Raw genomic sequence first — 24,437 nt, 5'->3', positions numbered from 1 at the left:
ACTGTATCACAACGATACAGTGGAAAATTCATTATTGTTCATTTTAGAAAATGTCAAATATAATTTGTATAAATAACAATAAAATACTGTATAAACAATAAATAAATTATGTTTATATTATATTTATACAAAATGTATATTTTGTATAAATATAATACTATTTACAATACTGTTTAAATATGCGACATCAATCGCTCTTTCTCTTAAATAAAATCATAAATTCAAATGAGTCATTCACAAGAAAAACCTGTATCATTCTCTTGGTTTACAAGAACAACAAAGAAATATATCTATTATGTTATCGAACTCAGTTGCGTTGCTGTTGTTTTGCGTTTGCTGGGCTTGGTGAATCCTTTTATTTTTCAAGCGATTATCGACCGTATTCTCCCTTTTCAGCGTATTGAAAGTCTCTATGCTATCGTTGTCTTGATGGTTGCTATCATGCTGTTTAGCACTGCTCTTAGCACTCTATCAGGCTACTTAGGAGCTTATTTAGCCAATCGGCTTACGCTAGAATTTGGACGGCGCATTTACACCCATCTTTTAAGTCTCTCCTTGCCCACTTTACGCCGTTGGCAAGTGGGAGAATTGTTTTCACGTATTGGAGAAGTTGATACAATTCGCGGTTTTTTAACAGGAACCATCGCCACAACTGTGCTAAATGTTCTCTTTGCCATTATTTATATTGCTGCACTCTTTTCCATTAGTCCGAAACTGACCTTTATTGTCCTTATCATTTTACCTTTACAAATGGGTTCTTTAGCGCTAGTCGGTCCCTTCTTGCGCCGCCAATTACGCCGTGCTTTCACTCTGCAAGCTGTCCATAAATCGCGCCTTATTGAAAGTTTTACCAATCTTGAAGCCATTAAAGCACACGTAAAAGAATCTGCTCATACGATACGCATGCAAGAAACTCTAGCCCGTAGTTTAGATCAAAGCCTTACAACCAGTAAATTGCATCTTCTCAATGGAGCCATGAGCCATATTTTTGGTGATCTTTTCACTATTTTTATTATCTTTTTTGGTGCTCAAGCAGTTCTTCAAAACCAGATTACGCTAGGGCAACTTATTGCCTTTCATCTCCTCGCTGGAAATGTTTCTGGTCCTATCTTAAGCCTTGCATCCCTATGGGAAGAATGGCAGCATTTGAAAATCTCTCGTCTTCGTTTGGGCGATATTCTTAACTCCCCTTCAGAATGGGAAGAAGAAAAGCCGCCTCTTCAACTCAGCGCTCCTCCTCATCTTGAAGCCAACGATCTCTGTTTTTCTTATGGAGATAAGTCCATTATCAATCATCTTGATGTCTGTTTACAACCTGGGCAACCAATTATGTTACTTGGTCCTTCAGGGTGCGGAAAAACAACCTTGGCGAAGCTCCTTTGTGGACTCTACCCCCAACAAGCGGAAAGATATTGATTAACGCCCAACCTTTACAGAATTTTGATGTCCGTAGCGTGCGTGAAACAATCGCGTATTTTCCTCAAAATCCTTGCCTTTTTTCCGGAACCATTCTTGAGAATATGCTTCTTGCCAAACCAGATGCCACTAAAGATGAAATCGACGCTGCACTATATGTTAGTGCTTGCCATGATTTGATTGCTCAGTTGCCTTTAGGACTTAATACTCAAGTAGGAGAGCAAGGTGGTTTTTTATCAGGTGGTCAGCGCCAACGCTTGGCTTTGGCTTGTTTCTTTCTGATAAACCCAAGCCTTCTTATTTTGGATGAACCTACTTCCGCATTGGATGACACTGTCAGTGCACAAATTGTTGAGCATTTATATAAACTTTCGCAAGAACGTATTGTTCTTGTTATTACCCACAAAAGTGACCTCTTTCCTCAGCATGCAACCGTCTTAAACTTTACTGATTTGGAGGCAAAAAATGGCAGATAAAGCTCCCTATTTGCGCCCTTTGTCACCAACGCTTCATATGGTTGTTGCTGTTTTAATTGCTTTATTTCTCTTTATTGTGATCGGCAGCTTTATCGCAAAAACAGAGATTGTTGCACGGGGGCAAGGAAGTGTTATTCCCACCGCTTACGTTCAGCTGGTCCAAGCGCAAAATACAGGACGCATTGAGAAAATCCTTGTAAAAGAAGGGCTATTTGTTCATCAAGGTGATCTCCTTATTCAATTAGATCCCCGTGAAGCCCTCAATGAGTGCGCACGTGTTCAAGCAGATATCGCGCAACAAACCCTTTAAGCACAAATCGCAACAGCTATTTTAACAGCTTTGCATGAAAGTGATCCTTTGGATAAAGATTTTGTAGCCAAAGGGCTTGCCTATCTGCCAGCTCCTCCTTCTGGCAACACGACTGCAAGAATAGAAGGGGAAAAACTCATTAGCGCTACCCTTCAATCTCTCCAAGATAAATTAAGAGCGCTAAAAGCACAAGCGGACCGCGTCGAGCGCAGCGGTGCAACACAACATGCGCAATTAGATAGGTTGGAAGATGATCGTCAATTAAGCCAAGGAAAATTAAAAGCTGCAAAAAGCCTAATGGAAACAAAAGTCATTAGCCAAGCCGTTTATTTAGAGCGTTTACATGACTTTAAAAATGTCGAGCATGAAATTTTAACCAATCAAAGACGTTTGGAAGAAAATGCCGCCGAAATAAACACCCTCCGCCAACAACGGAAAAGTCTCATTTCCGATGAAATCGCCCGCTATCGCCAACTGTCGCGTGAAACAGAACTGAATCTTCAAGGATTAAAAGCAAAGCTTGATAGCACTCAATACCATCTTGACCACTTATCACTCTATGCGCCTGTTGATGGACGTATCGATGATTTAAGTATCCATACTTTGGGCGGCTTTGTAGAAGCTGGTAAAACGCTTATGCGTATTGTCCCTGATGCAGGTGGTCTCATTGTTGAAGCGTTTTTTGATAATCGAGATATTGGTTTTTTAGAAAAGGGCCAACGTGCTTACATCAAGTTTTCTGCCTTTCCACCTGAACGTTTCGGTGTTATCCACGGTACAGTCGTTAATGTAGGCGCTACAGCGCGCTATAATAAAGAAATTAATGGTGTCTACGCTGTTTTAATCAAAATTGACCAAGATCACATCACTTTGAATAACAAACATCTTAAATTTATCCCTGGCATGACTGTGGCAACGGATGTCATTACCTCAAAACGGCGTCTCATTTCCTATTTCTTTGAACCTATTACCAAAGTTTTAGAACAATCTCTAAAGGAAAGATAATGTCTGTAAATGAAAATTCATCACCATCACTCATAGATCCTCTTACGGCTTTGGGTGCCATGATTGTTTTAATGCTTACATCTCCCTTATACCGCCGCTGGCGAATTTGGGATATTGAACGCAACATAGGACCCGCCTTACAGACTGGGCAATATAAACTCTATAAAAATGAACGTGGAGAATTTTGTGCCTTTATCACTTGGGCTTTTTTAGATGAAAAAAATCATCAATCTATGCTTGATAAGGGAGAATTTTTACCCGATGCGGATTGGCAGAATGGAAAATACGTATGGTTTATTGATTGTGTAGCACCCTATGGACATGCTGCTGGTATGGTACGTGACATGCAGCGGTATGTGTTTCCTAATTAGCATTATTGCTACGCTGTTCGACGTAATGAAGATGGTGAAATACGAAAAATTGCGCGCTGGTGTTGCTACAGAGCACAAAATCCAGCCAAATAGTTTTTCTAAAGCAAGTGCGGATAAACCATTTCCCCTCCCTCTTATAAAAAAGAAGCTTTTAAAAGAGCTCTTTAAGCGATAGCTATAGTAAAAGAAAGCCTTTCCATATTTAGAGCTAATCCGCTACAAATGGGTATTTTTCAGCTTACCAGACTTGCTATGAATAGCAACAGACGGTTAAGGGGATTGATCCACTCTCAAGCCGAAATTTGATTAACTAATTTTACTAGAATTGGCTGGGGTACCTGGATTCGAACCAGGGAATGCCGGTACCAAAAACCGGTGCCTTACCGCTTGGCTATACCCCAAAAAAACATGCTTTATAGCAACTCTTGCACCTTATAGCGATTCCTGTGATTGGACGCAATATCTGAAAATCAAAGACCTTACTTTTTTATCATAAAGTGCCTGAGTCTTGTATGGCATTGCATCAATACAAATTCGTAGCAGAAACTGATATACGGTTGTGCTTTTAACACAAATAGAAACCATTTATCCACCAATTATTTTGCTCTTTGTATTGATGTCCTAGGAACAGAAAATGAAAATCTTGTAGTTTACTCATGTATCTAATAAATTAGCATATGATTTGCTTTTCTTGATATACTAAAATCTCATCTTGCTTAACTAAGATAAAAGCTGTCACCATTGGGGACCGGTAAAGTATGTGATAGTGCTGCTGTGCTCTTTTATTAAGCGTAAAGATGGTAATGTCCACCGGTTTTTACATTATATTATTCACGGATGGTGCCATAAAATGAAATCAAGCACATTGAAAAATATCTCCTAAAAAATAACACTTAATATTCTGTTGAAAACACTATGATACACCTATAGGTTAGAAGAGTTTTGCAAAAATTAAAAACATTTTATATGGTATTTGAAAAAATATAGATACAAAAACAAGGAATAATAGCTATTTCCATTTACTTTTTATTCAAAAGATAATGATATTTATTACCCATTCATAGATGTAAAAAATCTTCAGAAGCAATCTTTATATAGACCGAGGACCTTTTGATTAATGAGCATGCATTTCCTAAAAGCTTCTTTTACAAAAAGAGAGACATTAAAACTAATTTCATACAAATAGGTATTCAACATTTGCTTTTAAATTCGGTAAATGGCAAATTAGGCTTATGAAGTAAGCTTAACAATTAGAATCGAGGAGATTTTTAAATGGCTTTTGAATTGCCCCCGTTGCCTTATGATTACGATGCCCTTTCACCTTATATGTCACGCGAAACGCTTGAATATCATCATGATAAGCATCACCTCGCTTATCTTAACAACACCAATAATTTTGTGAAAGAGTTAGGCTTAGAAAATGAAAGCCTTGAAGATATTGTTAAAAAAAGTTTTGGAAAAAATATTGGTTTGTTTAATAATGCAGCACAGTATTACAATCATAACCACTTTTGGCTTTGGATGAAAAAAGATGGTGGTGGCCAAAAACTTCCTGAAAAGTTAGCAAAAGCTATTGACGCTGATCTAGGTGGTTACGACAAATTCCGCGCTGATTTTATTGCTGCTGCTAGTGCCCAATTTGGTTCTGGATGGGCGTGGGTTGCTGTTAAAGATGGCAAGCTTGAAATTATGAAAACGCCTAATGGCGAAAATCCCTTAATTCACAATGCTCGGCCTATTTTAGGTGTCGATGTGTGGGAACATTCCTATTACATTGATTACCGCAATACTCGACCGAAGTACCTCGAATCCTTTGTAGACCATTTAATTAATTGGGACTATGTTTTGAAACTTTATGAAGAATGTGAACTTTAAGCTATCTAGATAATTTTTTAGTGTATGAAAGTCCCTATAAACCAATAAATTATGAGGGACTTTCAAACAAAGATATTATGGATTAGCAACAGTCTTTCCCTGTTATCTTTAGAATATATGCATAGATATAGGCAATTTCTTCTAGCTTTGAAAAACGTCCAGCTGCACCAGCGTGCCCTGAATCCATATTAATACGTAATAAAATTGCATTATCGTCTGTTTTTAAGTCTCGTAATTTTGCCACCCATTTTGCAGGCTCCCAGTAAGTTACACGAGGATCTGTTAATCCTGCCATCACAAGTATAGGGGGATAGTTTTGAGCTTTGACATTATCGTAGGGCGAATAGGAAGCAATAAGCTTATAATCTTCTTCTGATTCAAGAGGATTCCCCCATTCGGCCCATTCTGGAGGTGTGAGTGGCAATGAAGCATCTAACATTGTCGCTAAGACATCAACAAAAGGCACATTCGCTACGATTCCAGCAAAATCCTGTGGAGCTATATTGGCAATGGCTCCCATCAACATGCCCCCTGCTGAACCACCATGAGCAATAAGCCGGTCGTGAGAAGTGAATTTATTGTTTACGAGGTAACGCCCACAAGCAATAAAATCTGTAAATGTATTGTGCTTAAAGAGATGTTTTCCTTTCTCATACCATTCTACTCCCTTTTCTTTTCCTCCGCGAATATGAGCAATCGCGTAAATAAAACCTCTGTTTACTAGAGAAAGTATATTACTATTGAAACTGGCAGGAATAGAGATCCCATAAGCACCATAACCGTAAAGCAGACAAGGCGCACCACCATCAAGAGGAGTGTTTTTGTGATAAAAAAGTGAAATAGGAATCTTCTCACCATCGTCTGCTATTGCTGTAATACGTCGTGTTACATATGCATCTTTATTATGCCCAGAGGGAATTATTTGCGTTTTTAAAAGCATTCGTTTACGACTTTTCATCTCATAATCAAACACTTGATCAGGTGTTGTCATAGACGAATAGGAAAAACGAATAGTTGGACTGTTATATTCTGCAACCCCTTGTAGACCTAAAGAATAAGCCTCTTCAGTAAAAGCAATGGAATTAACTTGTTTAGTGGTACGTTCCATTACCTTTATACGTGGAAGCCCCTCAAACCGTTCGATCCAGACAAGAAAATCTTGATAAGCATCATGGAATAATATTAGGCACCCAAGCTGATGTGGGACAAACTCAGACCAATTTTCTGATTGTGGGGATGTATATGGCGCTACCATAATTTTGAAATCTTTTGCATTATCTAGATTGGTCAGAATATAGAAGACATCACCACCTGCTGTAAGTGAATATTCAATACCTTTTTGTCGTTTCCGTACACATTGGGGATTAGTAAAAGGCGCCTCAGCAGGAATCAACCAGATCTCTGATGTTTCATGATCATGAATATTAATATAAATAATATCGTTAAGCTTAGAGCCGCTTACATCTAAGAAAAAACTTGGATTGTCTTCGCGAAAAATAAGCTTATCTTGTGATTGATCAGTGTTTAATCGGTGATAATAGAGCTCTGAAGGTCGGTGATTTTTATCCATTTTAGTATAGAAAAAACCTTCAGATTTAGCATCCCATACAATTTGACCAGATGTATCAGTAATTGTGTCCATACAGTCAGACAATGTCTCAAAATTACGAATTTTAGCTGTATAGAATTCTGATCCTTTGTCATCATAGGTCCATACCACATGTATATGGTCAGGAGATTCTTGAACTGAACCAAATTTGAAATATTCTTTGCCTTCTGCCAAGACATCACCATTAAGGTACACGTTTTTTTCTCCGCCATTCCTTGGTGTCCGAAAATAATGTGGTTGTTGGCCTCCGGTAACATAAGAGAATCCGTAAGCAAAAGGACCATGTTTTATAGGAACAGAACTATCATTCTCGTGGATCCTGTTTTTCATTTCGGTAAAAAGCAAATCTCGTAATGGTTTTGTATCAGCCATTTGAGCTGATTGATAAGCATTTTCTTTTTCAAGATAATGTCGAATATTTGGATCAAGACAGTTAGGATCTTTAAAAACATCTTGCCAGTTAGACGCACGTAACCAATGATAGGGATCATCACGAAAAATACCATGATATATTTCCTTATGAGTGATTCTAGATGCTTTGGGAGGAATTGCAAAAGTGCGGGTCATACACAATCCTATATTAAAATATGTTAACAGCTTCGTTTATATGTTAGAATCACAATTATTGATGCAAGTGTAAAAATCTATAAGTTCTATTCACTTGTAAAAATAGCGCCATGATAATTTTTAAAACTAATATCTTTCTGTCCATTACATATCACAGCTATTGTTTTCTAGGGATATAATACCATTTTTATAACGAAAGTGACTGGTAAGACAATTAAACTATGAGAAAAAGAATTGATTTTTTTTGAAACAGTATAATCTTATAACTTTATAGAAAGCAATAAGTATATTTAAAGTGTTTTCGTTTGTGTATAAAACATAAAAATATTATATGTCGTTTTAATGAATAGTTTTATATTATAAGTAATTCCACTGTGTCTTATTTATAATATAGATTGTTATTTATTATTAAATTTAATAAGTATAAATAATAAAAATAAATTTAAAATTTATTAAAAATAAAATTACTCAATTATAAATATTCAAAATAAAAAATACTAATTTATATATTATATTTTTATAATTAGTAATTTTATTTTTACATTATCAAAAAAAATAAATAAATTTTATCCTATATTTTTTTATATTTCTAATGTATTGTATATTATGTATGATATGTTATAGGGTAAAAATATATTTTAGCATGTAATAATTTCGTTTTTCTTATTTTATATTATGACAAAAAAGAGGTATTTATTTGATTTTTTTGTGTTTTGGCAATTTTATAGAATAATTGAATTGACAAAAAAGATTTTTGTACAATATGAAACTCGTGTGCATGAGATCTTTATATCATGAGTATATGCACTATATCTCGATTTTGAATTACTCAATTTTAAATTAAAGGAAACAAGAATGGAACATCGTGCAGTCTTAGAGACTGAAAGCAATTTAGTTATTACATTGGTTGCTGATATTGTTGCTGCCTACGTGAGTAATAATTCTATTCGACCGACTGAAGTGCCAAGTTTAATTGCTGATGTCCATGCTGCTTTTCGTAAAGCAGGAAATCTAGAGTTAACAGAAGTCGAAGTTGAAAAACAAAGGCCTGCTGTTAATCCAAAGCGTTCAGTATTTCCTGATTATCTCATTTGCCTTGAAGATGGAAAGAAATTTAAATCTCTAAAGCGTCATCTCATGACACATTATGGAATGTTGCCAGAGGAATATCGTGAAAAATGGCAGTTAGATAGTTCTTATCCTATGGTGGCGCCTAATTATGCAAAAACACGATCAGCTTTGGCCAAAGAAATGGGTCTTGGACGCAAAAGTAAACGGAAAAAAACTAAATAATCTTATTTTGCGAAAATAATGGTTTTGTGTATAAATTTGATTTTAGTATACATGTTTTGTGTGAAGCTTTTGTATATATAATAATTTCTACCAAGGGGATTATATATAGCTTTCGTTACGAATCCGTTTAATCATTGATTTCAGACCATTTGATCGTTGTGGTGTAAGATTTTCATTTAAACCAAGTTTTTCAAAGAGCTCTTGAGCATCAGAATTGCGAATTTCAGAAGCTTTTTTGCCTGAATAAAAAGCAAGAAGTATGTAAATAAGTCCACGCACAATATGAGCATCGGAATCACCTTGAAACGTCAATATTGGATCTTCTGAGTTATTACGTGAAGATAAAAGCCACACTTGGCTAACACAACCAGGAACTTTGTGAGCATCGTTTCTAGCGCTTTCCGGAAAAGGTGGCAATTCATGGCCAAGCTCAATGACATAACGATAACGATCTTCCCAATTATCCAAAAGCGAAAAGTTCTCTATGATATTACCGATTGTTTCCGCCATTATTTTAGTCCTGTTTCGTTTGAATAATCATTCTTAAATACACTTATAAAAAATAAATATTTATTCTTCCTAACATAAATAACACAAAGAACGTTAAAAATCCTTATTTCAAGATAACATTGTATGGCTTTATAAGAACTCTTGTATTGCGATTTTGCAAGAAACATTAGGGGAAATCTCTGATATTATTGTTGTTCCCTAATATGTTGCCTAAATATTCATAAGCAGCTCTCGCACCGTAATATGCGCGTTCACCAAGTGAACTTAAAAATGATTTTCCTACTTTGCAGGTTTCTATATTACGGTCACAAAATGCTCCTAAGTCATTTAAAGCTTTCTTAAAAGCAATAATCACATCGCTCGTTGTTGTCTCATTATTTTTGGGGCTAGAAGAATGGTTACTGTTTGGATCTGCTACAAAAAATGAAATAATGACAAAAATAAAAAATAAAAAAAATGATAATTTGATTAAAAAACGTATCATGGGCAATCAATGTACCGCAGTGGTAAATACAATAAAAGAAGCATTTTATACACTGTTTCTTTATAAACAATTTATAAAATTTGTTTTTTATAAAATTGAGTATTCATTTATTGGATCTATATCATTGGCTTTTTTATAAATATGGCACAATGCCGCTGTATAAAATGGGATACATTGTCTATTCAGTAAAAATTTAACATCCCAATTATACACTTACAGGCTGATCATATTAATGAACATACCATGATAAAAAGTGAGAGATATAACCATGATCGTGCATAAGAGTTAAGAAATGTACCCCCCACATTTATAACCTTTTATTCCACAAGAAAGTGTAGCAATGAGATAAGGATTAAACACAGAGTCCAATTTCTTTTCCATATTGTGTACATACTTATTTTAAATAATAGTTCATCATCTTAGCTTAGTTGAAAAGGCTAAAAAGAGTCAGACTCTGTTATTCTGACTCTAGTAGTGATAAAATATTTATATTATCTATAAAACTTTTACTAGAACATCACCAACATGATCAATATGTCGATCAAAAGATCAAACAATACCTTCATCTCTTATAACTCCATCTCAATATCTCAAGACAAGTTTTTCTATAACATTGTAAACATCAATTTAATTGATACAAAAGTAGCTCCACTAAAATATAATAACCTTAAGAGACCAGTATTCTCACCAAACCGTTTACAGAAAAGTAACCCTATATATGTAAATTGTAAAGAATATAATGACTCTTATCTTTTTAACGTTATAGAAAAATAGTCTCTAACTTGTTTTTAAATGATAGGCAAACACCTGCGCCAAAAATGAAGAATAACGTGATATTATTATTGAGATGATTATATGTGATAATGCAGTTTGCAAACACTAAAATGCTCTTGAACGTTAATCATTCGATGTTCTCTTTATACATATTGAAAGATTTGTAAAATCTGAAATTAATGAAAATTGATAAGAGCTCTTGTTGATTGATCAACTTATACATTGATAGAATGAAGCTGCTTATTCTAGGAGTTTGAAAGGAAAAAACAATAATGTAAATGCATTTCTCTCTAGCGAAAAGTAAGAACTAATTTGCATTCGTTTCTTTGTGAAACATAAACGCAACTGAAAATAAAAATGATGACAAAAAAACGAAAGACGACCCGAAAAAAAACTGTAAAACACCGTAAATACTCTAGTAGTATTGTTATAACACTTCTTCTTATAATTTTTCATTTTATTTTTTGGATAGCAAAAACTCTTTATTTCTATACACGAAAAAATACTTTATTTTTTGTTGGATCTCTTCTTTTTAGCATTAGTTTTTTATTTATTTCATTTAATGCTTTATTTTCGCAAATGACAACGCATCAAAATATTTTAACTCAAATGAAATTTTCCTCCGTTCAAAGTATAGGGAAGAGCTCTACTTTATTGGAAAAAGAAGCAAAATCACAAGAACTCTCTCGTGTAACTTCTCTACATTCTCCAAGTCATCACCATACAAATTCACCTTTACCTCCTCAATCAGCAAGCATGCTGGAAAAGCAAAAAGAACTAGCAAAATTAGGACTTTATGATGGACCTTTAGATGGACTGGAAGGACCTAAAACACGCCGTGCCATCACTTTATGGAAACAACAAGCTGCTCAGAGAATGCAAAAGAATGTTCTATCTAATCCCGCAACAGATGAAATTGCGATATTAATTAAGCAGAGCGAAATAGAAACAAAAAATATGACGCACTTAAAAGAAGCTATTTCAGAGCCTTCTGTCGAAGATATTATACAAGTGCAAAAAGCTTTACATATTTTTGGGAATGAAGAGGTTATTGTCACAGGAATAGAAGATCAAAAGACGATAGAAGCCTTAAAACAATTTCAAAAAATGTTTGATCTTCCTGTAACAGGTAAAATTAATCACACAATTTTAATGAAAATGCGTGAAATTGGTTTATTAAATTGAAGCTAATCATCTATACTATAAAAATAATCTCTTAATTTATAATGATAATTCATCTTTCGCTTGTTTAATGCCCTCAAACATTCCTTCATCTCAAGCCCTCTTATATTCAATCGATCAGAATGGTTTTCTTACACATTACATATTGAGCCATACAACTTGCTGTAAGAAAACCACAACCGATTGCAGAAAAAAGAAATATTGCAAAATAGCAAACGCGGTCGTTCTAGAATTTTTATTGCTTCTGATGATAAAAGGACACGAAATTTTTGTAGTATCACGTAAACCTTTCATATTATCGAGCCACTAATTGTCCATATCTTATCGTCAATTTGATCTTTATAAATATGATGCAAAGAATTTGTGCAAACATCTGTAAGGATAAGTAGACGTAAAGCTAGTTGTATTATGGTTGTTGTTTCGCAAAGTGTCTGATAAAAAATCGGCAATTCTCTCCAATCTATTGCTGGAAAGTTTTGTGTTTTATGACGTTGTTTTCTAAGAGAACGTGTGCTTTTGGTGTCGCCTATAAATTAACATCTAAACCTAACGCAGCAGCATGTTTGAAGCAAATGTTAAGACAGTTTTAGTACTTTCTCAACTGCTATAGCTTTTGTATGCCAAATAGGAGGCAAGGGCATTACGTATCTCTGTTTGTATACTCTCTGAAACAGAGAGACAGTCTAATTTGGGAAGAATATGAAATTTTAAGGGGAGAAACCAATTTTCATCTTTGCCATTTCCTTTTAATTCAGCTTTACGACTTTCAAAGACATCTAAAGCAATGTCTTTAAAATAATGGAGATTACCTATTGCCTCATGCTTTTTTTAGCTCGTATCTTTTTGGGCCCACGCCTCCTCACGTAAAACAAAATGTCCTAAACGGAATATATGTGGATTGCCATTCACGGGCTTTCTTAAAAAAACATTTCTAAAGCACCCAAGCCCATTTCGCAACAACGGCCCGTGAATAATAATAGCAACCCCACTTGTGCGCTATCATCTTTATGCTTGTGACGAAGCAAGCCGGGCACCATTACAACACTATACCTACCTTCAATTTGTGACAGCTCTTGACACTTGAGATGATTCATAAGAAGCATATCCTTGCTTTATTTTTATTCACAGACGCTAATTCCGCCTGTAACATGCAAAAAACATGGTTTTGATTGATTCATTATAAAAGAAGTTGAAATGATAAATTATCATTATAAATCAACATATTGTATAACTTTGATATTCCTTCATAAATGTAAAGATGGTAGTGCATAGTAGAGTTTATATACTTTGGGAAGATTTTTATAAACTTACGGGAAATTTTACACAATCCCCATTCCACGAATGTCAATGTGAAATGGGGCATCCACTGAGAAATGTCTATCTCAAACAGCATGATGTGCAAAAAAATGCATTTGTTTGGAGCATTCTATTTTGCGTGAGGAATTCATTCCCCTATAAAAAAGCAAACGTGTAAATTGACTGCACAATAACACATTTCTCTCTATCAAGAGGTTCGTCAATAGAAAGTGTATTAATAATACATCTTTGTCTATCCTGCTTCATATTTTCTCTCATAAACTTCTCAAAAAAACACTTTCTCGTGTAACATAACTTATCGTGCATTTTAGAAGCACTTTATTTCCTTTATTAAAGAAAATAAAAGAATATATAAAAATTTATTTTAGTAATAACTATACAACAAAAAAATATTAACCCATTATACCCTTTTTTGCTATTGCGGCTTGAGCTGCTGCTAAACGAGCAATTGGTACTCGAAAAGGAGAACACGAAACATAATCTAGATTATTTTCTTCACATAAAGCAATAGAGGCAGGATCGCCTCCATGTTCACCGCAAATTCCCAATTTTATTTTTGCACGCTTTGATCGTCCACGCTGTGCAGCAATGGTAATAAGTTCTCCTACTCCATCACGGTCAATAGACACAAAAGGATCTTGCTCTAAAAGACCTTTTTGAAAATAGGTTGCCAAAAAAGGAGCAGCATCATCACGGGAAATCCCAAAAGTAGTTTGTGTCAAATCGTTTGTTCCAAATGAAAAAAATTCAGCAGTTTCAGCAATTTCATCTGCTCGAAGCGCCGCCCTTGGAAGCTCAATCATCGTCCCAACCATATATTGAATAGTGCTTCCCTTTTCTTTCATCACTTCCTCAGCAACCTGATCAATACGCGCTTTTACAAAATCAAGTTCAGATTTAAGCGCAACAAGTGGCACCATAATTTCAAGCATAACAGGAGATCCAGATTTTTGGGCAGCTTCTGCTGCTGCTTCAAAAATCGCCCGCGCTTGCATTTCTGCAATTTCAGGATAAGTAATAGCTAAACGGCATCCACGTAATCCAAGCATAGGATTAAATTCGTGCAACTGCTGAGCCCGTTCAGCAAGAACTTCAGCAGAAACACCCATAGCTGTTGCAACATCAAGAATTTCTGCTTTCGTTTTAGGTAAAAATTCATGTAATGGTGGATCTAGCAAGCGGATAGTAACAGGTAAACCACACATAATTTCAAATAATTCAATAAAATCTGAACGCTGCATTGGCAAAAGCTTATCTAGTGCTTTACGACGACCATTTTCATCATGGCTTAAAATCATTTCACGCATGGCCACGATACGTTCATCAGAAAAAAACATATGCTCCGTACGGCAAAGACCTATACCCTCAGCCCCAAAAGAGCGCCCCATACGGGCATCAGATGGTGTATCAGCATTAGCGCGAACTCTTATACGTCGCATCCCATCAGCCCATTCCATTAATTTTGCAAAGTCTCCGCAAAGCTGAGGCTGCAACATTGCAACTTTCCCTTTGAAAATTTCTCCACTTCCACCATCAATTGTGATAACATCACCTTTTTTAAAGCTTTCTCCTGAAGCAAACAGCGTATTTGTGTTATAATCAATCCGCACACTGCCAGCACCAGAAATACATGGTTTTCCCATCCCCCGCGCAACAACAGCAGCGTGACTTGTCATACCGCCACGCGTTGTTAAAATTCCTTCCGCAGCATGCATACCATGAATATCTTCTGGGCTTGTTTCTATACGGACCAAAATAACTTTGCGACCTTCTGCCGACACAGTTTCTGCCTCTTCTGAAGTAAAAACAATTTCACCAGTTGCGGCTCCAGGAGAAGCAGGTAAACCACGTCCTATAACAAAACGTTCTGCTTTGGGATCAAGTGTTGGATGCAAAAGTTGGTCAAGCGACTTTGCATCAATACGCATCACAGCCTCTTCACGGTTTATTAACCCCTCCTCAACCATTTCAATTGCTATCTTGAGAGCCGCACGAGCCGTGCGTTTTCCTGAACGAGTCTGAAGCATCCATAATTTACCTTTTTCAATGGTAAATTCGAGATCTTGCATATCCCGATAATGCTGCTCAAGCTTCTGCGCTATCTGACATAATTTCAAAAAAGCCTCAGGCATAATTTTTTCTAATGACGGCCTATTTGAGCCAGCAACAATACGCGCATTTTCTGTAATATTTTGAGGCGTTCGAATGCCCGCCACAACATCTTCCCCTTGCGCATTAACTAAAAATTCACCATAAAGCTCTTTTTTCCCTGTTGATGGATTGCGTGTAAAAGCAACACCTGTTGCCGAATCTTCACCCATGTTGCCAAAAACCATAGCTTGCACATTAACTGCCGTTCCCCAACTTTCAGGAATATTATGTAAACGGCGATAGGTAACTGCACGTGCTGTCATCCAACTTGAAAAAACGGCTCCAATTGCTCCCCATAACTGCTGTTCAGGATTTTGTGGAAAAGGTTTTCCTAATTTTTCTTCAACATATGCTTTATAAGAAGTAATAATGTTCTTCCAATCATCTGCTGTCATTTCTGTATCAATAGTGTAACCATTGCGTACTTTTGCTTCATCAAGAATTTCTTCAAAATACGCATGATCTAACCCCAAAACAACGTTAGAATACATTTGGATAAAACGCCGATAACTATCATAAGCAAAACGTTCATTATTAGCTTGTAAAGCAATGGCTTTTACAGTCTCATCATTCATGCCAAGGTTAAGCACTGTGTCCATCATCCCTGGCATAGAAGCCCTAGCCCCTGAACGAACAGAAAGCAAAAGTGGCTTTTGCTCACTTCCAAATTCACGTCCTGTTTGTTCACCAACGCGTTTTAGTGCTTTCTTAACAGATTCCTGTAGCTCTTCTGGATATGATTTGTCATGGGCATAATAAAAATTACAAACTTCTGTTGTCAGCGTAAATCCGGGTGGTACGGGTAAACCAAGATTACTCATTTCTGCCAAATTAGCCCCTTTACCTCCGAGAAGGTTACGCTCACTTGCACTTCCTTCTGCCTTTCCATCTCCAAAACTATAAACCCATTTTTTCACTGTACAAATCCTCCCATATCAGCATCAAAACATCATTCAACCTAGGCTCACTTAAAAGCAATGATTTGATTCAAAATCGGCTTAACAAAAAATATTGCTTCATAAATGCATACTATTAATCCTTCCAAAAGCGATAATGACAAAAAGTATCACTATCCATCTTCTGGAAGATTAAGATTCATTTTTTAAGAAAACTATCAATCACCGAAAAAAAGTCTTCTACTTTCATGGCACCTTCATATTTACTACCATTAATAAAGAAAGTAGGCGTTGCTGTAACACCAAGCTCTTTACCACGCTCAAAGGATGCATTCACTTCATCTAAAATGGCTTGATTTTTCAAACATGCAGTAAAACTTTCATCTGTAAAACCAGCCATTAAGCCAATTTTTTTCAATGGTGTTAGAGCATCTTTTCCGAAAGCCCATTCATTTTGTTTTTGAAATAAAACTTCTATCAAAGGAAAATAGCGATCTTCCGGTGCACACCGTGCCAACATAAAACCTGCTGTTGCCCGAGGATCAAAAGCATAATCGCGGAAAATCAGTTTTACTTTTCCTGTTTTGATATATTTTTTACGAATTTGAGGAAGTATATCATTATAAAAATGCGCACAATGGGCACATGTCAACGAAGCATACTCAACAATGATGACCGGTGCATCCGCCTCTCCCTCAAAGCGATCCTTTACTTTATCCGATTGGAGAAGCTCTTCCATATCAACAGTTGCCACTGGTTTTGGATCACGCGCTAAAGCAACTGTTACACTGTTTTGTACAATCGTTATGAAGAGAAAAATTATCCCGAAAGATAAAAAAGAACGATATTTTACCATAAATAATACTTTTCTGTTGTTATTAACGAATAAGAATCCAATGCTTTCTCATATATTAAAGAAAAATATATAAAATATCTTTCTATTTATTATTTTTTTCCAAGAAAATGCAACAGCCAAGTTTATAAAGTGATTGGCGCAAGCTTTTATCTTCAATTCCTTCAAGCATTTCTCCCACGCATTTTTTGTCTTGTTCACTCAAAGATGATTTTAGAGGCAAGTGATTCATAAAAACCGACATACTCCTTTGCTCAATCTTGATGCGATCAATAGCAATATAGCCAAAAAATCCGTTAATTCTATGAAGTAACTCCTCTGTTTCATGCATCAATTTTAACGCAGCAAATCCTTCACATGCGACAACAAGTGTTGCTGGCTGAAAAACATCATCTTGATCTGCACGACGTTTCCAAATAATTTTAAGCGGCATTGTATGTTCACTGATATCATAGCCCGCAATTTGTGGCCAATGTTCTATAAGCGCTACATTAAGCCCTGTCCGTTTGCGTAAAACTGGATCAAGTATTTTGTATACCGTCTCAGAAAGAGAATAAAAGATATGTTTTTTAAGTTGTTTTCTCATTTTTAGATCATTGTTCAATCGCTTACTAAATTAAAATCATTTGTTTCATCTAAAAATTATTGCCTCCTCAATTTATGAAATATCAACAAAATAAATAATTTTTTCTTTTGCATTTTATATCTTCCTATGCTTGAAAACAATCATGTATGAAATTTCTTCGCACCTCCTTGCTTGGTACGATCAAAATCACAGACATCTCCCATGGCGGATTACCCCCGAAAAGCAAAAACAAGGTATCCGTCCTGATCCTTATCAAGTTTGGCTTTCTGAAATCATGCTTCAACAAACAACCGTTGAAACAGTTAAGCCTTATTTTAAAAAGTTTCTGAAACTATGGCCTGATCTTTCCTCTTTAGCAAAAGCCTCACAAGATGACATCATGAAAGCATGGGCTGGACTTGGTTATTATTCACGCGCACGTAATCTTAAAAAATGTGCGCAACAACTTGTTGAAAACTACGCAGGACAATTTCCACAATCTGTAAAAGAATTGCGAACTCTAGCCGGTATTGGAGATTATACTGCCGCAGCCATTGCTTCAATTGCTTTTAATCACCCTGTAGCAGTGGTTGATGGTAATGTCGAACGTGTGGTAGCGCGCCTTTTTGCTATCACTTCAATATTACAAAAAGCAAAAGTTGAAATTAAAGAAAAAACACAAAAAATTACTGCTTTAAATCGTCCTGGTGACTTTGCTCAAGCAATGATGGATTTAGGAGCAACAATTTGTACTCCACGCAAACCATCTTGTTATATCTGCCCTCTTCAATGTTTATGTAAAGCAGCAAAGACGCAACAACCGGAATCTTTTCCAGTCAAAGCCCCTAAAAAAGAACGCCCTTCAAAAACAGGTATTGCTTTTGTGGTCCTTAATAAAAAGAGACAAATTTATTTGGAAAAACGACAGACGCAAAAGCTCCTTGGTGGAATGACCCAAATTCCTAACAATATTGGCATAAACAACGAAAATGGGCTCCAAAACGCACCCTTTACTGCCAATTGGCAATTCAAAGGACAAATTACGCATGTTTTTACTCACTTTTCTCTAAAACTCGATGTTTACTATACTGAGGATGTTCATGAAATGAATTGTGAAAATGGTTGGTGGTGTAACATTCAACATCTTGCCGAAGAAGCACTACCTACTGTTATGAAAAAAGCCATTTCTGTAGCACTTCCCAATTCTTTCAGATTTAAATAACCTTCCCTATTCGTAAAAATGTTTTCTAACAGAGACTTTTGTATCTCTAGCAACCATTTCTTAATCTGTAAAAGAAAAATTTAAAAAAATGAAATAACCAATTTTTCCTACAGATAAGAATTAAGGAGGGATAGAAAAGCTTAGATTTAAATTTCAGGATCTATCCTTTTTTCGCTTATGAAGGAGCAAATCCGTACCATCATTATATTTACCAGTCCCCTAATATTTACCAGTCCCCTAAAACAACCCTTGGCACTTGAAACGGTTCATAAAAGGTACTTTTAATTTTTTCTTTAACAATTTTTATTCACACGCCAACTCCGCTGATGACATGTAAGCAAGTAAATTTCATTGATTCAATATGGAACACGTTTGAAATAAGAAAATTTGACGATATTCGGGGAAACTCAATGTGAATAACGCTAAATTATCTTTATAAATAAATTACATCATACACACTTTACAGATGTACGTATTATCTCAAAAAAGCACTTAATTTTGAACTTCTGAATGAGCCTTTTAATTCTAGTCTTTCATTTTCATAAAATTATATTGAAATTTTACTGTTTTGGAACTCAAATTAGAACATAGAGTGAAAGTTTCTCATTTTAATTTCTTCTACAAGAAGCATAAAAATACTCGCTTGCCGCTTACAAGCGAGATTAGTGTGTCAATAAAAAACATCTAAGAAAGGCATAAACGGCCCCACCTCCATCTCAATCAAGATCAGATACATTGATGATCACTCTAGAATGAAGCAATCAGCTTAGTTCATAAAACACCCGTTTTTAACATTTGTGAACGTATGATCATTCTTAAATGATCTATGGACTTCAAGCGTCCATTTTCCTCATAATACCAAAATGTCCAACCATTACAACTCTGCGAATCTTGAGCCTTTCTTCCCATTGCGTGAATTGAACCCGCTTCACCACCATGCATAATCGTACCATCAGCTCTTACAATAGCAGATACTTGCTTCTTGCGATCATAAAGAACTTCTCCGGGATAGAGTAAACCTGCTTCAAGCAAACTGTTGAATGCTACGCGCGGTTCTGCTTTTTTTCTATCCAAAATCGCTAGTTCTGGTTGCGCTAAAGGTTTAACCGATGCAATTCTCTCACATGCTGCATCAATGTAATCTTGCTCGCGTTCAATCCCAACAAAATCACGCCCTAAAAGCTTGGCAACAGCACCTGTTGTTCCCGAACCAAAAAACGGATCAAGAATAACATCACCAGGTTTACTAGAAGCCATAATAATACGCGCTAATAACGCTTGCGGTTTTTGTGTTGGATGTAATTTACGCCCTGAATCATCCTTTAAACGTTCAGCTCCAGTGCAGAGAGGGAAAAGCCAATCTGAACGCATTTGTAGATCTTCATTTGCCGCTTTTAAGGCATCATAATTAAATGTGTACTTTTTATCTTTTTGATCTCGTACGGCCCAAATAAGCGTCTCATGAGCATTTTGAAAACGGCGTCCTCGAAAATTAGGCATCGGATTATTTTTGCGCCAAATAATATCATTAAGCATCCAAAAACCTAAATCTTGTAATGCCGTCCCAACTCGAAAAATATTATGGTAAGATCCGATAACCCAAAGTGTTCCGTTGGGTTTTAATACACGACGACAAGCAAGCAACCATGCACGGGTAAAAGCATCATAAGCAGCAAAACTCTCAAACTGATCCCATGCATCATCAACCGCATCAACAAGCGAATGATCTGGACGGTATAAAGCTCCGTCCAATTGCAAATTATAGGGTGGATCCGCAAAAATCATATCAATGGAATGTTTTGGAAGTTTTTCTAGAACAGAAACACAATCTCCTTTAAAAATTTTATTGCGCCATGGCATCTGTGAGGGGGTACGAAGAAAATCTTTTTGAAGCTGAATAACTGTCATGAAAAACCCAACAAAATTAACTGAATTTGCCCTATAATCAACCAAAATAGTTTATAGGCCCGCATTACCAATCCATATTTACAAAATAGCGTAAACGTATCGTTAAAATTATACAAAATTGATAATTGTTTTTGTTTTTTTAAGTAAAAAAACTTTCATATGAATGAAACCTTATTTTTCTTTTTTTCAATGTACTGTTCCCATATCTTTTATTTCGTAAAAGAATTAAGAATCATTTTCAAAGCAGATTTTTATGAAATAAGATCCTCTCAATATCGTTTTCATAAAAGTTGTCCATCTCGTAACATGTAAAGGAATATCTTATGCCTCAGATAGATCTTATTATTTTTGATTGTGACGGGGTTCTCGTCGACTCTGAATATCTTGCAGCAAAAATTGGATCTCAATTGCTCAAACAAACAGGATATGAAATATCACCCGAAGAATTAAGTGAGCGTTTTGCAGGACTTATCTTTCGCGATATTCTTAAACACGTTGAACAGGAAACAGAAAAACCAATTTCTGCTCATCTCATAGATCAAATGACTAATATTTTTCGTACACAAATAAAAACTAAATTACGGGCTATTGATGATGTAAGAGAAGCAGTAGAAATTATTCAAACACGCTATCCCTACTGTATCTGCTCTAATGCAAAAAGCGTAGATATAAAAGAGATGCTCACCACGGTTGATCTCTATGACCTTTTTGAAGGTAAAATATTTTCAGCACCTGAAGTTGGAACAAAAAGAACGAAACCGGCCCCTGATATTTTCCTTTTTGCCGCACAACAATTACAGGCAGAGCCCCAAAACACTATCGTTATAGAAGATTCACTTCATGGTGTACACGCAGCCATAGCAGCAGGCATGCGTGTCATCGGCTTTACGGGAGGATCCCATAGCTATCTTGGTCACTCTAATGCACTTGCAGAAGCTGGCGCAGAAACAGTTATCGCAAAACATGCTCATTTAGGAGAAGTCTTAGAAGCAATGGCAGTATGGCGAGATCTATTATAAAAAATCTCTTGAATATATCAGTTTGTAAACTCTTGTAAGAAGCATTTTTACTCAAATGCCCTTCTCTTCTCGCTACTTCTTTTATAATAACTTCAATAAATGCGTAATTCACAACACGGGTGAATTGTATCTCAATGTGAAGGAAAAAAATATAGCACCTCGTTGAGTAATCATAAGTCAGTTAACCATTGCACGTGCTTTAAAAAAGCAAAAAACAGGGGTGCAAGCTCATAACAATCAAACCCTGCTTATCTATCTCAACTCCGATATCCACTCCCAACCTCAGCAGCCCATCCGGATAAATTATTATATTTGTCAAAAAAGGAATATTACGATGCCTTGCTCGATAAGATATGAAAATTGCTAGCCTTTTTCATCTGATCAAAAAAATCACACACTATAGTAAAATTGTAGGGTATGTGCGTATTGATTATGGAAAAAAATATTAAAATTCCCAGAATCTATGGAACACAAGAGTTTATTGAAAACAATAAAAGTGTCCTTGTTGAGTTAGAATGGCTTATATTTACTCAATCCAAATCTCGTAAACTTGTTGAAGGCTTATTTACTTTACTGCTTAAACAGTATTTAAACAGCATCAATTGGTACAACCTCCCTAAGATTACAAAAGATAAAAAGAATACATTCTTATGAAGATGTGCATTTTATAAAAAACATTTCATAGCAAGTAATTTACAGGCAAAAACATTGATTTATAATCATAATTTATCATTATTCAAATTAAATGAAAAAACCGAATATTGTGAGATTCTCTCATTTCAAATCTGGATATGCTGAATTAAATAAAGAAATAAAAATGCCTCTTAATAAATCATCTCAAGAGGCAAAGATCTGTAGCAACATTAGGAGCGAGCAAAGTGTATGGCGGTGCCATCTTTCTTCTTTGTAAACGTCAAAGATTCTGATGCCCTAAGAATTTTATATTATGGGGCTTTATCATCATATCTATTATTGCAAAATAGGCTTGAGTACCTTGAGACGGATTTCTTAAAAAAGCACATAAATATGAAACATATAATAACCTTAAACAACGTAAAGAGATACCAGTAGTTGCTCAAATTTTTCCGAAAGCACTTACATAGACTTTTTAAATAAGCAATGAAATCAGATCTTTTCAAAAGTAATCCAACTTTAGGAAAGACACCCCTTCTAAAAATAAAAGCGGATTTTCAGTTTGGAAAGAAGAAAATGTTAAAAATATTATCTAATGCCGATCTTTCAGCACTCATAAATGTGTCTGAATTGATATTCTTCTATACACTGCTTTACATCACAGTAATATGCTGTTCACATTGGCGAGACAAAGATAATATCATTTATCTCTATCCAATTCGAGCTCTACTTTATACTATGAGATAATTGTATATTTTTTAGTATCTATAAATGTATTTAAAAAATAATATTAATATCATTTTATAAAAATTATACGATGACCACATGTTATTTATATATAACACATAACAAAACAATTCATAAAATTTTAAAAAATATTTCTGTAATTATTACTGTTACTTTTTTACAATAATGTTTATAAAAAATTATATTTATATTTTTATATGTATTTTTATTATTGACTAAAAATACATATTGAAATATCAAAATTGTATATAGTGTGAGATATATAAACATTATGTATATTTTCTTACATCTATAAATTAAAAATATTTGAGGTAAAGTTATGGTCAAAATATTTAAAAATTATATCTTAAGCATTTTTATAGCGAGCACTTTTTTTATTTCACAAACTGTAAATGTTAATGCAAACTATTTGAAAAACGATACTCCAAAAGAGGAACTTTCTGTTTTCCCAATGGAACAAGTAAAGTATGCAAAATCTGATGTAGTTTCTACGACTTCTTTCTATGTTCCATCTGTAAATTATCAAACAGAAAATGGAACAACAGGTGAAGGGAAAATTGAAAAGGTCGTTGAGCCTATGACTATAGGAGTGGGACTATTGTTTGCTGGATATGCAATGAGCTTTATAGGATCGATAATAAGTTGGATAAAGGACATAGTGTTAATGTTCAAATAATTCAGTCTCGTCTAGAACTCTAGAATAATAGCTTCATTATGAATCTATTATTTGTTGTAAATAATTACATAATGAAGCTTCTCTTGATACAAGAGATAAATGTTGTAGATTATATCCAAATATCCAAAGTATAAATTTACGCATATATATATATTGAATATTATAAAATATTTGAGGTAAATTATGATTAAATTGTTAAAAAATCATATGTTAAGTATTTTCATTATGTCTGCCTTTTTTCTTTCACAGATTGTAAATGTGCATGCAAACTATTTGCAAAATAATACTCATCGTGAGAATATTTTTGTTTCTGCCATAGAGCAGAAAAGACAGGATACAGTCCATACCGTTTCTCTCTATAGCCCCATTCTAAATCTTGGAGTGGATAATGAAACTACTCTTGAAGGAAAATTTGAAAAGGTCGTTGAACCTCTTACACTCGGAACCTTTGGTGTTGGGATGGCACTTGGATATGCATCAAGTACGATAGGCATGTTTTTAGCATGGATAATAGGTAAAATAATATCGTATTTTAAATCTCGTTAAAATTGAAATTTTATTAGAATAAAACCTTCTCA

At 35.1% G+C, this 24,437-nt stretch carries 17 protein-coding genes, 1 tRNA gene and 1 pseudogene; 11 read left to right on the top strand and 8 right to left on the bottom strand.

What is annotated here, in order from left to right:
* The first annotated feature begins 225 nt into the window (after positions 1-225).
* The 4 genes and pseudogenes from ACFIJK_RS00565 (at position 226) to ACFIJK_RS00550 (ending at position 3,578) form a co-directional block, all read left to right on the top strand.
* A pseudogene (locus ACFIJK_RS00565) lies at positions 226-1,892 on the top strand (peptidase domain-containing ABC transporter).
* The gene (locus tag ACFIJK_RS00560) at positions 1,882-2,202 is read left to right on the top strand and encodes a biotin/lipoyl-binding protein (RefSeq protein WP_375625737.1); all 321 of its coding nucleotides are present in this window, start codon (positions 1,882-1,884) and stop codon (positions 2,200-2,202) included. The pseudogene ACFIJK_RS00565 and the gene ACFIJK_RS00560 overlap by 11 nt, the downstream one beginning before the upstream one ends.
* A 48-nt stretch (positions 2,203-2,250) precedes the next feature.
* On the top strand, positions 2,251-3,207 hold the full coding sequence (locus ACFIJK_RS00555) for an HlyD family type I secretion periplasmic adaptor subunit (RefSeq protein ID WP_375625735.1): 957 nt from the start codon (positions 2,251-2,253) through the stop codon (positions 3,205-3,207).
* Entirely contained in the window at positions 3,207-3,578 is a 372-nt protein-coding gene (locus ACFIJK_RS00550; RefSeq protein ID WP_375625733.1) for a toxin-activating lysine-acyltransferase, read from the top strand. Before ACFIJK_RS00555 ends, ACFIJK_RS00550 begins: the two co-directional genes overlap by 1 nt.
* Before the next feature lie 326 nt (positions 3,579-3,904).
* On the opposite strand, the gene ACFIJK_RS00545 is transcribed toward ACFIJK_RS00550, so the two are convergent.
* Positions 3,905-3,979 (bottom strand) — tRNA-Gln (locus ACFIJK_RS00545).
* An 871-nt stretch (positions 3,980-4,850) separates the two neighbouring features.
* Here ACFIJK_RS00545 and ACFIJK_RS00540 point away from each other — a divergent pair.
* On the top strand, positions 4,851-5,453 hold the full coding sequence (locus tag ACFIJK_RS00540; protein ID WP_375625105.1) for a superoxide dismutase: 603 nt from the start codon (positions 4,851-4,853) through the stop codon (positions 5,451-5,453).
* An 82-nt stretch (positions 5,454-5,535) separates the two neighbouring features.
* On the opposite strand, the gene ACFIJK_RS00535 is transcribed toward ACFIJK_RS00540, so the two are convergent.
* A complete protein-coding gene (locus ACFIJK_RS00535) occupies positions 5,536-7,629 on the bottom strand; it encodes a S9 family peptidase (RefSeq protein WP_375625731.1) in 2,094 nt (697 codons plus the stop codon).
* Between the two features lie 855 nt (positions 7,630-8,484).
* Here ACFIJK_RS00535 and ACFIJK_RS00530 point away from each other — a divergent pair.
* Complete coding sequence (locus ACFIJK_RS00530) at positions 8,485-8,922, top strand: MucR family transcriptional regulator (RefSeq protein WP_012754848.1); 438 nt, start codon at positions 8,485-8,487, stop codon at positions 8,920-8,922.
* 99 nt (positions 8,923-9,021) lie between these two features.
* Here the strand turns inward: ACFIJK_RS00530 and ACFIJK_RS00525 are convergent, their stop codons facing one another.
* Together ACFIJK_RS00525 and ACFIJK_RS00520 are read right to left on the bottom strand one after the other, a co-directional pair.
* The gene (locus tag ACFIJK_RS00525; protein ID WP_273724544.1) at positions 9,022-9,432 is read right to left on the bottom strand and encodes a SufE family protein; all 411 of its coding nucleotides are present in this window, start codon (positions 9,430-9,432) and stop codon (positions 9,022-9,024) included.
* Positions 9,433-9,598: 166 nt separating this feature from the next.
* The gene (locus tag ACFIJK_RS00520) at positions 9,599-9,916 is read right to left on the bottom strand and encodes a DUF5330 domain-containing protein (protein WP_375625729.1); all 318 of its coding nucleotides are present in this window, start codon (positions 9,914-9,916) and stop codon (positions 9,599-9,601) included.
* 1,134 nt (positions 9,917-11,050) lie between these two features.
* Here ACFIJK_RS00520 and ACFIJK_RS00515 point away from each other — a divergent pair.
* Positions 11,051-11,875 carry a peptidoglycan-binding protein gene (locus ACFIJK_RS00515; protein WP_375625190.1) on the top strand — a complete coding sequence of 275 codons (825 nt, stop codon included), beginning with the start codon at positions 11,051-11,053 and terminating at the stop codon, positions 11,873-11,875.
* 1,706 nt (positions 11,876-13,581) lie between these two features.
* Here the strand turns inward: ACFIJK_RS00515 and ppdK are convergent.
* From ppdK to ACFIJK_RS00500, 3 genes are all read right to left on the bottom strand, one after another.
* On the bottom strand, positions 13,582-16,257 hold the full coding sequence (ppdK, locus tag ACFIJK_RS00510; RefSeq protein WP_375625727.1) for a pyruvate, phosphate dikinase: 2,676 nt from the start codon (positions 16,255-16,257) through the stop codon (positions 13,582-13,584).
* A 178-nt stretch (positions 16,258-16,435) separates the two neighbouring features.
* Complete coding sequence (locus tag ACFIJK_RS00505; RefSeq protein ID WP_375625108.1) at positions 16,436-17,092, bottom strand: DsbA family protein; 657 nt, start codon at positions 17,090-17,092, stop codon at positions 16,436-16,438.
* A gap of 82 nt (positions 17,093-17,174) precedes the next feature.
* Positions 17,175-17,675: a DUF721 domain-containing protein gene (locus ACFIJK_RS00500; protein WP_375625109.1), complete on the bottom strand. Its 501-nt coding sequence runs from the start codon at positions 17,673-17,675 to the stop codon at positions 17,175-17,177.
* Positions 17,676-17,817: 142 nt separating this feature from the next.
* On the opposite strand from ACFIJK_RS00500, the gene mutY reads away from it, so the two are divergent.
* Entirely contained in the window at positions 17,818-18,876 is a 1,059-nt protein-coding gene (mutY, locus tag ACFIJK_RS00495; protein WP_375625725.1) for an A/G-specific adenine glycosylase, read from the top strand.
* A gap of 771 nt (positions 18,877-19,647) precedes the next feature.
* Here the strand turns inward: mutY and ACFIJK_RS00490 are convergent.
* The gene (locus tag ACFIJK_RS00490) at positions 19,648-20,736 is read right to left on the bottom strand and encodes a site-specific DNA-methyltransferase (protein WP_375625970.1); all 1,089 of its coding nucleotides are present in this window, start codon (positions 20,734-20,736) and stop codon (positions 19,648-19,650) included.
* A 371-nt stretch (positions 20,737-21,107) separates the two neighbouring features.
* On the opposite strand from ACFIJK_RS00490, the gene ACFIJK_RS00485 reads away from it, so the two are divergent.
* The 3 genes from ACFIJK_RS00485 to ACFIJK_RS00475 all read left to right on the top strand — a co-directional run bounded on the left by ACFIJK_RS00485 (position 21,108) and on the right by ACFIJK_RS00475 (position 24,405).
* Positions 21,108-21,803: an HAD family hydrolase gene (locus tag ACFIJK_RS00485; RefSeq protein WP_375625723.1), complete on the top strand. Its 696-nt coding sequence runs from the start codon at positions 21,108-21,110 to the stop codon at positions 21,801-21,803.
* A 1,699-nt stretch (positions 21,804-23,502) separates the two neighbouring features.
* Positions 23,503-23,859, top strand: a complete 357-nt coding sequence (locus ACFIJK_RS00480; protein WP_375625721.1) for a hypothetical protein — start codon at positions 23,503-23,505, stop codon at positions 23,857-23,859.
* Between the two features lie 183 nt (positions 23,860-24,042).
* Positions 24,043-24,405, top strand: coding sequence for a hypothetical protein (locus ACFIJK_RS00475; RefSeq protein WP_375625719.1), 363 nt, complete (start codon positions 24,043-24,045; stop codon positions 24,403-24,405).
* Positions 24,406-24,437 lie beyond the last annotated feature (32 nt).

This window comes from Bartonella sp. PS17NMGDW, assembly GCF_042193555.1.
GTDB lineage: Bacteria > Pseudomonadota > Alphaproteobacteria > Rhizobiales > Rhizobiaceae > Bartonella > Bartonella grahamii.
This window is presented reverse-complemented; position numbering and strand designations above follow the sequence as displayed.